This is a genomic window from Streptomyces sp. NPDC000941 (assembly GCF_053599555.1).
In genome coordinates, this window is sequence record NZ_JBSFMM010000008.1 from 41813 (window position 1) to 52197 (window position 10385).

The following is a 10385-nucleotide window of genomic DNA, read 5'->3' on the forward strand; positions in this document are numbered from 1 at the left end:
ATGGGTTCTGATGGGTGGTGCTCAACGGCCATTGGCGTCCTGCTGCTCCCGTCCGGGGTCCGTACGTCCGCCCTCGCGCCCCGGCTCATCGGGGCCCGGGAGCGGCTCATCGTTCGGGGTCGATCCGCCCAGATCGTAGTGCTTGACCGAGCTGCTGCCCGACATGTCGAACTCCTGGGCGAGACCTGTCTTGTGCAGGCGGGCCGGCTGTCCGTCGGGGACGTCGATCGGTCCGATGCTGACCCCCTTGCCCTCGTCCCAGTTGTAGCGGTCCCAGGCGTTGACCTGGTAGTCGAGGCCGACCTTGGGCTGGCCGTTGGCGTCCGGCACGACCGTGACCACCCCGCTGACATTCGATCTGGTCGAGCCCACCGCGTAAAACCAGTTCGGGTCCGTGCCCTGGTCAAAGCTGTAGTCGCGGTTCTTGCTCTCCACGGGGATGGCGACCGGCTGGCCACCGTTTCTTTTGAACTCCTCCAGCGCCTGCTTACGCCATTCGCTCTGGTTCTGCCTGATGCTCTGATCGATGTGGCCCCTGAATCCCCCGTCGTCCCACATCATCTTGTCCACCGGAAGCTTCATGGGGTCGCCGCTGTTGTCCAGGTAGTGCGCCATATGGCGCGAGGCGTCATTCATCCCCCGCCAGTCGGCGCCCTCGGCCAGCAGGTTCATCTTCTCCCTGGTCCGCCGCTCCGCCGCGCCGGGGGACTCGGCACCGTGCGGCCCCGACCCCGGGTCCGGCGCCGCCCGCTTGACCGTAGGACTCAGCAGTCCCGCTGCCAGCAGATCGTCCTTGTGCCCCTTCCACAGCTCGGCCCGCGCGTCGGGGCTCAGTGACTGCCACAGCCTCCGCAACTCGGCCCGCTGTTTGTCGTTCGCGTCCTTGCCGAGCGAGGCCAACTGCGTGGCACGGGGCACTTGCTCCTCGTCGAGTGATGTGTATGTGGCGTGGCCCGCGTTGTAGGGGTCGCCACCGTGGCTCTTCCGCAGCGCCCGCGTGACGGCCGCGTCGATCTCCGAGGCGTGCGACACGAGACCGGTGAGTGTGTCGGCGTACCACTTCATCAAGTCCAGGGTGCGCTGCGGGGTGTCCTTCGTTGTGCACATGTTCGCCATCTGCACCTTCACCGTGCCATTGCCCCCGTCCGACGCGACCAGACCGGGATCTGGCGGCTCTCTCGACGGGTCCCCCCGACGGGCCTCCTCTGTCAGCGTCTTGGCCCGCTTCTGGACGCCCGTCAGCTCGGTGTGCGCGTCCTGGAGGACGTTGTAGATGCTCTGCGCCTCGGCGTGCAGATCGAGGAACTCCTTGGCCGTACTGCGCACGAAGTCCTTGGTGACCCCCGCATTGACGCCTTGCCACCGCGCTGCGTCGGATTTCTGCACCAAACCGCTGTAGACGCTGGTCCTGAGCTTGTCCAGATCGCCGACCATGGTCTTCCAGTCGCTGACCGCGGTGCTCAACTTTCCCAGATCCAACGAGATGAGATCCGAGTACGAGAAGAACTTTCCCATGATATGCGCCCCGTTATTTCACGTACTTGGATATCTCGGAGACCGACACCGCTGAACCATTCCGGTGGCGCAGTGAAGCCGCGATCTCCGCGTCGTCTTTCGCGTGAGCCTTCTTCGAATAATCGAGGTGGTTCGAGACGTGTGCGCACATCTGCAGGACCGTCTTGACCTGCGTGCCCCAGACCTCGAGTGTCGTGAACAGCTCATCCCCCATGGTGAGCTGACGCGCCGAGAACTCTCTGGCCGCCTGGGCGGTGGAGCCCGCCCCGCTCTTGTCGATGCCCGCGCCGGCGATGTCGGCCTTCTTGCGCAGTTCCCCATGCAACCCGAAAGCTTCATGCCCGACCGCGCCGAGATCGTCTTGGTGGACGACAAGATCGTGATTCGCCCCGGAGCCGCCCGGACCTGCCTTGGCCTGATTCAGTCGCATTCCAGTCGACTGTTGGTCCTTCGCGGCGGATACGAGCTCCGCCCATTCACTGTCGAATGTCATCCTTACCCCCCGGATTCGGCTGTTTCGACTCTTTATCATCACGTTAGCAAACTATTGATGCGGTCAGTCAGGAACACGCCAAGGGCTGGCCGGGCGGTTCCCACTCGTTGCCGCTGAGCGGGCCTGAGCCGACGTGTCGACCTTTCTGGAATCGCCTGCCTTGCCCATGGAGGGGAGCTAGCATCTAAGTAAGTTTCGATCTACGTAAGATCGAAACTATGTTTGATGCCGACGGGTGGAGCAGGGATGGAGTTCAAGGGCAGGGTTGCTGACCTCGACCTGCTGGCCAGGCAACTGGGTCTTGTGACGGGGGGCGCGGGAGCCACTCGGGGCCAGGCTGTGATCATGACGGGGCGGCGTCGGGTGGGGAAGTCTCGTCTGGTCCAGGAGTTCTGCGATCGGTCCGGCGTTCCGTACGTGGTCTTCCAGGCGACTCGGGGCCGTAACGCCGTCGCCGAGCGGGCGGACTTTTCCGCGGCGCTCGCGCAGTCCGCGCTGCCCGGGGCGGAACTGGTGGCTGGGCTGCACGCCGCGGACTGGAACCAGTCGCTGCGTTCCCTGGCCGTCGCGGTGCCGGACGATGCCCCGAGCGTCGCGGTGATCGACGAAGTGCCGTGGCTGGTGGAGCAGGACCAGGAATTCGAAGGGGCGCTTCAGACGGTCTGGGACCGTCACCTGTCCGCCAAGCCGGTGCTGCTGATCCTGGTGGGCAGCGACATGTCGGTGATGGAGGCGCTGCAGTCGTACGGCCGTCCGTTCTTCGGCCGGGCTGCGAAGATGACCGTACGTCCGCTGCACCTGGCCGATGTGCAGGCCATGACCTCCCTGGGCGCGGCGGACGCGGTGGACGCGCTCTTGATCACGGGGGGCTTCCCCGAGATCGTCCAGTCGTGGCGGTCGGGGATGGGCCGTACGGACTTCCTGCGCGAGGCCGTGGCCAACCCTCTGTCGCCCCTGCTGGTGGCGGGTGAACTGTCGCTGCTGGGGGAGTTCCCTTCAGGCTCGCATTCGCGGGCGGTGCTGGAGGCGGTCGGCAGCGGCGAGCGGACCTTCTCCACCATCGCCGCGCAGGCCGGCGGAGCCGGCGCACTGCCCTCCGGGACCCTCTCCCCGCTCCTCCATACCCTGCAGACCAAGCGCATCCTGGCCACCGACCTGCCGCTCTCCACCAAGGCCGACACCAAGAACAAGCGCTACCGGATCGCCGACCCGTATCTCAGGTTCTGGCTGGCCTTCCTGCAGCGGGGAATCCCGCTCATCGAACGCGGCCGCGGGGATCTCGCCCTGGAGCGCATCGAGCGGTCGTGGACCACCTGGCGAGGACGTGCGGTCGAGCCGGTCATCCGCGAGTCGCTGCTGCGCCTGCTCCCCGATGACCAATGGCCCCACACAGAAGCGGTCGGCGGCTGGTGGAACCGGCAGAACAACCCCGAGATCGACCTGATCGGCGCCGACCGCGAACCAGTGGCGGGCGCGGTGCACTTCATCGGCTCGATCAAGTGGCTGGAGTCCCATCCATTCGGCCGCCGCGAATACGACGCCCTGGCCCGGGACATGCTCGCGGTGCCCGGCGCCGAACCGGACACCCCGCTTGTCGCCGTCTCCCGCTGCGGCATCGAGGACGACCTGCCGCTCGCGGCGCACTGGGGTCCGGAGGACTTGGTCCGCGCGTGGCAGTAGCCGGGGGAGCGGCGGGCAAGCGCCCCAGAGGGCGGATGCCGGGGTCAGCAGGCGGCACGGGAGCGGAGGAGGCCATGGAAGGGTTCAGCGAGTCGGCTCTGCGGGCGTTGGCCGGTCCGCGCTCTTTCGAGCGGGGGCGGGGGTATTTGGACGCGGTGTCCGGGGTCGAGGTCGGTGACGGCTGGGTCACCGCGAGTGTCCACGGCACGGAGCGGTACGAGGTGGAGCTGGCGCTGGACGGGCCTGGCGGGCTGTCCGGTGAGTGTGACTGCCCGTACGGCATGGAGGGCAACTTCTGCAAGCATCTGGTCGCCCTCGGCCTGACCGTGCTCGCCCGGCGAGAGAGCCTGCCGCGGCAGCGGAAGGCGGCCCGGGACCGAGCGAAGGACCTTGCCGGGTGGCTGTCCGGCCTGTCCAAGGGCGAGTTGCTCGCCCTCGTACGCGAACAGATCACCGAGGACCGTCAGTTGCGGCGCCGCCTGGAACTGCGTGCCGCCAGCGCCCGCGGGGACCTCGCCGCGGTCCAGGCCCGCATCCGCGATCTCCTCGACATCACCCCCTTCGCCCAGTACGGATACGTCGAGTACGCCGATGCCCGCGCCTACGCCGACCAGGCCGGGCAGGCGGTGTCCGCGATCGGCGCACTCACCGGCTCGGGCCGGGCCGACGACGCGATCACCCTGGCGCGGGAGGCGATGAAGCTGCTCGCCGACGCGGTGGAGAGCGTCGACGACTCGGACGGATGGCTCGGGCAGGTCGGTGCGGACCTCGCCGACGCCCACCTCGACGCGTGCCGTGCGGCACGCCCCGACCCCGAGGAACTCGCGCGCTGGCTGGTCGGCCATGCGCTCGGCGACGTGGACGACGGGCTCACGGACATCGATCCGCTCGACTACGAGGACGTCCTCGGCGAAGAGGGGATGGCCGTCCTGCGGAAGCTGGCGGTCGAGGCATGGCGGGGGAACCGCCGCGGCTGGGCGGAGAAGTACCTGATGGAGCGTCTGGCCAAGGCAGGAGGTGATGTGGACGCGGCGATCGCCGTGCATGCGGCCGACCTGGCACCGAACGGACACACGCACCTGGTCATCGCCCACGAGCTGGACACCGCCCGGCGCCCCGACGAGGCCCTGCGCTGGGCGGAACGCGGCATCCAGGACGCCCGCGACCCCGCCGCCGTCGACACTGCCCTCGTCGACTACCTCTGCGACCGCTACGCGCAGGCGGACCGGCTCCCCGATGCCGTGACCCTGCGCCGCGACCACTTCGGCGCCCGCCGCACCCTGCTCGCGTACCAGCAACTGCGAGCCGCGGCCCGAGCCGCGGACTGCTGGCCGGCCGAGCGTGAGGGAGCGCTGGCTCTGCTGCGTGCCGACGCGGAGCGGCAACAGCACTCTCGGTACGGCGGCCCGGCCCTGATCGACGCCCTGCTCGACGACAAGGACACCGACGCGGCCTGGCAAGCCGCCACCGAGACCGGCGCCCACGACCAACAGTGGCTCACCCTCGCCGACCAGGCCCGTGCCACCCGCCCCGCCGACGCGCTCAGCGTCTACCGGCGCCTGGCCGAACCCCTCACGAAGCAGACGGGCAACTCGATCTACGAGCAGCTGACCAGCCTGCTGCTGAGCATCCGCGACTGCCACCGCCGTCTGGGTGCCCAGGACGAGTTCACCACGTACCTCACCGCCCTGCGCGCCGGCCAGAAGCGCAAACGCAACCTGATGCGACTCCTCGACCAGCACGGTCTGTGAACTCACAACCGACCCCCGAAAGCCGCGCCTTCGAGTGCCCGGCGAAGGCAATGTGACCGTCCACCACACCCTCAGCTTCCACTGAGCCGTACGGGGGTCCACCGTTCGGTGGACCTCAGGTTCAACTGTTTGCCGCTGTCGGCACCACACCCCGTACGAAGAGCATGAATGGCAGCGGGGCGCGCCCATCTCTCCCCCCCCGGTGATACGCCCCGCACCCCCAAGCCACCCCCTTTCCCAGGCCAAAGGACAGCCCATGGACGGGACACAGGACCCGCATGCTCGGCCGGTCGTCCGGCTCGACGCCGTCAGCCGGCTCTACGGCGGACCGAAAAACCGAGTGACCGCACTCGACAACGTCAGCATCAGTCTGCAGAGGGGTACTTTCACCGCCGTCATGGGCCCCTCGGGTTCGGGCAAGTCCACCTTCCTGCACTGTGCCGCGGGCCTCGACCGTCCGACATCGGGTGCGGTGCACCTGGACGGGGTCGACCTGGCCTCGCTGCGGGAGAAGGCGCTGACCAAGTTCCGCCGCGAGCGCATCGGCTTCGTCTTCCAGGCGTTCAACCTCCTTCCGGCACTGAGCGTGGTGGACAACGTGACACTGCCGCTGCGGCTGGCGGGCAAACGCCCCAAGAAGGCCGTCGTCGACGAAGTCCTCGAACAGGTCGGCCTGTCCGGCAAGCGGCGCAGCCGTCCCGGTGAGCTCTCCGGGGGTCAGCAGCAGCGCGTCGCCATCGCGCGGGCGCTCGTCACCCAGCCCGCGGTGATCTTCGGCGACGAACCGACCGGCGCCCTGGATACGCGCACCGCCGCCGAAGTGCTCACGCTGGTACGGCAGTCGGTGGACGTGGTGGGACAGACCGTGGTGATGGTCACGCACGACCCGGTGGCTGCCTCGTACGCCGACCGCGTCGTGTTCCTGGCCGACGGCCGGCTCACCGGCGTAGTCGACCGGCCGACCGTCGAGCAGGTGACGGAGCAGTTGCAGAAGCTGGGCACCTGGGGCGACCCCTTCAACATCCAGCGGACCGGACACGAGGCGCGCCGATGATCCGGATCGCGGCGCACACCCTGCGCCACCACATGAGCGGCTTCATCGTCTCGTTCATGGCCCTGTTCCTCGGTGCCGTCATCGTCATCGGCTCCGGCGGGCTCCTGGAGACCGGGATCCACAACGCGGCGCCACCGCACCGGCTGGCCGCCGCACCGATCGTCGTCACCGGCGACCAGCGCTACACGTACACACAGAAAGACCTCGTCTTCCCGGAACGACTGCGTATCGACGCCGAGTTGACGGAAAAGATCGTCAAGGTACCGGGCGTTGCGGCGGCGGTTCAGGACATGTCCTTCCCCGCGGCCCTCGTCAAGGGCGGGAAGGTCACCGGCCACGGTTGGTCCTCCGCCAAGCTCTCCCCCTACCGGCTCACCGACGGCACGGCACCCACCGAGGACGGCCAGATCGTCCTGGGCAAGGCGTTCGCGGACCGTACGGGGCTGACCACCGGCGAGCGGATCCAGCTCCTCGTCCACGGCGCACAGAAGGGCTATCAGGTCTCAGGCCTTGCCACCGGGCCGGACGGCGGAGGCGACGTCTTCCTCGCGGACGCCGAGGCCGCCAGGGTCGCGGACCGCGTCGGCACGACCGACAACATAGGTGTCTTCCCGGCCTCCGGCGCGAACACCCAGGAGGTCGCCTCGGCCGTCCGCACGGTCCTCGACGGCTCCCCGATCACGGTACTGACCGGGGACAACCGCGGCCGCGCCGAGGACCCGGACGTGGTGGCCGACGGCAGCGACCTGATCCCGCTCGCCGCCGCCTTCGGCGGTCTGTCGGCGATGGTCACCGTGTTCGTGGTGGCCGGCACGCTGGGCCTCTCCATCCAGCAGCGGCAGCGCGAGCTGGCCCTGCTGCGCACGATCGGTTCGACCCCTGGGCAGCTGCGCCGCCTCATCCTCGGCGAGACCCTGTTCCTCGCGGTCGTCGCCACCGGGCTCGCCACCATCCCCGGGCCCTGGTTCGGGCACTGGCTCCTGGACGCGTTCGCGGACGCGGGCGTGGTACCGGGGCCGATCGCGTACCGGGCCGGCTCCGTGCCGGTGATCGTCGGTGTGGGCACGGCCCTGCTCACCGCGATCGGTTCGGCGTACATCGCGGCACAGGCCGCGGCGCGCACCCGCCCGACCGAGGCGCTGGCCGAGGCCACGCTGCAGCGCCGCTGGTTCAGTGCGTTCCGGCTGATCGTCGGGCTGCTGTGCATGGCCGGGGGCGCGGCCCTCGCCTGGGGCACCGCGCGCTCGGCCGGGCCGGACGCGGCCGGTGTCGCCACGCCGGCGGCAATGGTGTGGGCGGCGGCGTTCGGTCTGCTCGGTCCTGTCGTCGTACGCGCCATGGTGGCCGTACTGCGCCGTCCCGTCGGCATGGTGTCCGGGCTCGCCGGTGAGCTCGCCGCGCACAACGCGCGGGCACGTACGGCACGCCTCGCCTCGGCCGTGATGCCGGTGATGCTGGCGAGCGGTCTCGCGGTCGGCCTGATCTACATGCAGACCACACAGTCCGAAGGCGCCGAGCGGGCGTTCGACGAGAACCTGCGCGCGGACGCGGTCGTGACGTCGGCCTCCGGCGGACTGCCGCTCGACCTCGTCGACACGGTCCGCAGACAGCCGGGGGTGGCGGCGGCGTCCGCGCAGATCCCCACGACCGGGTACATCGAGCCGGACGAGCCGATGCGCCCGGGCGAGGGAGAGGACGCGGGCCCGCAACCCACCGAGCTGTCGATGCGGGGCGTCACCCCACAGGGCCTGGACCGTACGACGGCCTACCACGCGGCGAGCGGCAGTCTCACCGCCCTCAGCGGCGACTCGGTGGCGCTGCCCGCCACGTACGCGAAGGACCGCAAGCTCGGCGACCTGGTCCCGATGCGGCTCGGCGACGGCACACAGGTCAAGCTGAAACTGGTGGCCACGGTCGAGGGACGGCGTGGTTACGAGATCGCGCTCGTTCCGGCGTCGGTGCTGGTCGGACACACGGACGGCGCGCTCGTGCCCCAGATCCTGGTGACAGCATCGGCCGGCACCGACCGCGCCCGGCTCATGGCGTCCCTGGCCAAGTTGGCCGCGCTCCAGCCCGGCCTGCGGGTGTCGGGCACAGACGCGCTCAAGGCGGCGCAGGCGGAGGCGGACGACACCCAGGCGTGGATGGCGTACCTGGTTCTCGGCGTCGTCGTCGGCTACGCGACGCTCTCCCTGATCAACACACAGGTCCTCGCGACGACGGAGCGGCGCAAGGAGTTCATGCTCCAGCGGCTCATCGGCGCCACGCGCCGCCAGGTACTGCGGATGATGGCGGTCGAGGCGTCCCTGGTGGCCCTGGCGGGCATCGTCCTCGGCCTCTTGGTCGCGGGGGCGACGCTGGTACCGCTCAGCATGAGCGTCCTCGGCACGGCGCTACCCGGCGGCTCCCCGTGGATCCTCGTCGTGGTCCTGGCCGCGGCGGCGGCACTGACGCTGACGACGACGCTGCTGGCGGCGGGGGCCGTGCTGCGGGGCCGCCCTGGGGACATGGCGGGTATCAAGGACTAGTGCGAACTGGTGCCGCATCGAGGATCATTCGCCCCACTGATGAGCGCACCGTCGGCTTCGAGGACAGTCACGTGAGCCATAACTCCGCTCGCTCGGTTGGCTGTCCCGAACGGACCGTCGGTCGCTACTCAACTGCCCTATGTACGAGGTGAATCAATTGACTCAGCGGCAGCAGCCGGGCGACCGGCCCACCCTGGATCGGATCCGCCGTTGGAACATGGCGTGCTGGATCCTGCTCGGCCTGCTGCCGACGGCCGTCGCCGTGCTCGACGAGTCGTCGGCCCGGAAGTACGGAACGCTCGGCCTGCTCGTCCTGGTCGCGCTGTGCCACATCGTTGTCCTGACCCGCCCGGACAACCCCGTCCTGGGCCGCCGTGCCTACCTCGCCGTCCTCGCCCTCGTCCTGGGCGCGACGTCCTACTCCCTGGACGGCGCCGCCGCCCTCTACGTGATGTCGCTGCCGCAGTTCTGGCTCTACACCCGCGCCCCGCGCGACGCGGTCACGCTCAGCGGGGCGGCCGCCGCGCTCGCCGTGTTCGGCGGCGCGATCGGCCAGGACTGGAGCTCTCAATTCCGCACCGGCAACCTGGTGGTTACCGTGGTCGCCTACGTCGCCGGGGCGGGCCTGGGCCTGTGGATGCACCGGTTCATCGACCAGAGCAACGAGCGGCAGGAACAGCTGACCGCCGAACTCACCAGTGCCCAGGAGGAGTTGGCAGCGGCCTATCAGCGGCAGGGGGCGGCCGAGGAGCGCGAGCGCCTCGCCCGGGAGATCCACGACACCCTCGCCCAGGGCTTCGCCTCCATCGTGGTGCTCGCGGAGGCCGCTCGCGCCGCCGCCGACGGCGACCCCGAACGCTGCGCCCAGCAACTCATCTCCATCGAACAGACCGCCCGCGAGAACCTCGCCGAGGCCCGGGTCCTCGTCGGCTCCGGAGTCCCCAAGGGCGCAGTCACGGCCGGCTCGCTCGCTGCCACCCTGCGCAGAACCCTGGACCGCTTCACCCAGGACACCGGCCTCACCGCCACCGCCGAACTGCCCGACATCGACCTGGACCAGCACACCCGCGTCGCCCTGCTGCGCTGCATGCAGGAGTCCCTCGCCAACATACGCAAGCACTCCGGCGCCTCCACCGTCGGCGTGCTCCTCAGCGCATCGCCGGGCGTAGTAGAGCTGGAGATCACCGACGACGGCCACGGGTTCGTCGTCGAGGACGCCCGCGGCTTCGGCCTAGACGGCATGCGGCGACGGCTCGCCGAACTCGACGGCGAGCTCACCGTCACCAGCTCCCCCGGGGAAGGCACCCGCGTCCTCGCCACCCTTCCCACCCACAGCCAGGACCGACCATGACCGACACTGTGAC

General features: G+C 69.6%; 7 protein-coding genes. 5 read left to right on the forward strand and 2 right to left on the reverse strand.

The window, feature by feature from the left end:
* Positions 1-21 precede the first annotated feature (21 nt).
* Positions 22-1515, reverse strand: a complete 1494-nt coding sequence (locus ACWDSL_RS05150; RefSeq protein ID WP_450481850.1) for a hypothetical protein — start codon at positions 1513-1515, stop codon at positions 22-24.
* 13 nt (positions 1516-1528) lie between these two features.
* The gene (locus ACWDSL_RS05155; protein WP_450481852.1) at positions 1529-2008 is read right to left on the reverse strand and encodes a hypothetical protein; all 480 of its coding nucleotides are present in this window, start codon (positions 2006-2008) and stop codon (positions 1529-1531) included.
* Between the two features lie 246 nt (positions 2009-2254).
* Between ACWDSL_RS05155 and ACWDSL_RS05160 the strand changes: the two genes are divergently transcribed.
* The 5 genes from ACWDSL_RS05160 (at position 2255) to ACWDSL_RS05180 (ending at position 10372) form a co-directional block, all read left to right on the forward strand.
* Complete coding sequence (locus ACWDSL_RS05160) at positions 2255-3688, forward strand: ATP-binding protein (protein WP_450481854.1); 1434 nt, start codon at positions 2255-2257, stop codon at positions 3686-3688.
* 74 nt (positions 3689-3762) lie between these two features.
* The gene (locus tag ACWDSL_RS05165) at positions 3763-5439 is read left to right on the forward strand and encodes an SWIM zinc finger family protein (protein WP_450481856.1); all 1677 of its coding nucleotides are present in this window, start codon (positions 3763-3765) and stop codon (positions 5437-5439) included.
* Between the two features lie 256 nt (positions 5440-5695).
* Positions 5696-6493 (forward strand): ABC transporter ATP-binding protein, encoded by a 798-nt coding sequence (locus ACWDSL_RS05170; RefSeq protein WP_450481858.1) that lies wholly within the window; start codon positions 5696-5698, stop codon positions 6491-6493.
* Positions 6490-9021: an FtsX-like permease family protein gene (locus tag ACWDSL_RS05175; protein WP_450481860.1), complete on the forward strand. Its 2532-nt coding sequence runs from the start codon at positions 6490-6492 to the stop codon at positions 9019-9021. The genes ACWDSL_RS05170 and ACWDSL_RS05175 overlap by 4 nt, the downstream gene beginning before the upstream one ends.
* Positions 9022-9178: 157 nt before the next feature.
* Positions 9179-10372, forward strand: coding sequence for a sensor histidine kinase (locus ACWDSL_RS05180; protein WP_450481862.1), 1194 nt, complete (start codon positions 9179-9181; stop codon positions 10370-10372).
* The last annotated feature ends 13 nt before the right edge of the window (positions 10373-10385 follow it).

Excerpts from the sequence above, each read along its gene's own strand:
- ACWDSL_RS05165 (WP_450481856.1), top strand. The coding sequence starts at position 3,763 with ATGGAAGGGTTCAGCGAGTCGGCTCTGCGGGCGTTGGCCGGTCCGCGC.
- ACWDSL_RS05155 (WP_450481852.1), bottom strand. The coding sequence starts at position 2,008 with ATGACATTCGACAGTGAATGGGCGGAGCTCGTATCCGCCGCGAAGGAC.
- ACWDSL_RS05160 (WP_450481854.1), top strand. The coding sequence starts at position 2,255 with ATGGAGTTCAAGGGCAGGGTTGCTGACCTCGACCTGCTGGCCAGGCAA.
- ACWDSL_RS05150 (WP_450481850.1), bottom strand. The coding sequence starts at position 1,515 with ATGGGAAAGTTCTTCTCGTACTCGGATCTCATCTCGTTGGATCTGGGA.
- ACWDSL_RS05175 (WP_450481860.1), top strand. The coding sequence starts at position 6,490 with ATGATCCGGATCGCGGCGCACACCCTGCGCCACCACATGAGCGGCTTC.
- ACWDSL_RS05170 (WP_450481858.1), top strand. The coding sequence starts at position 5,696 with ATGGACGGGACACAGGACCCGCATGCTCGGCCGGTCGTCCGGCTCGAC.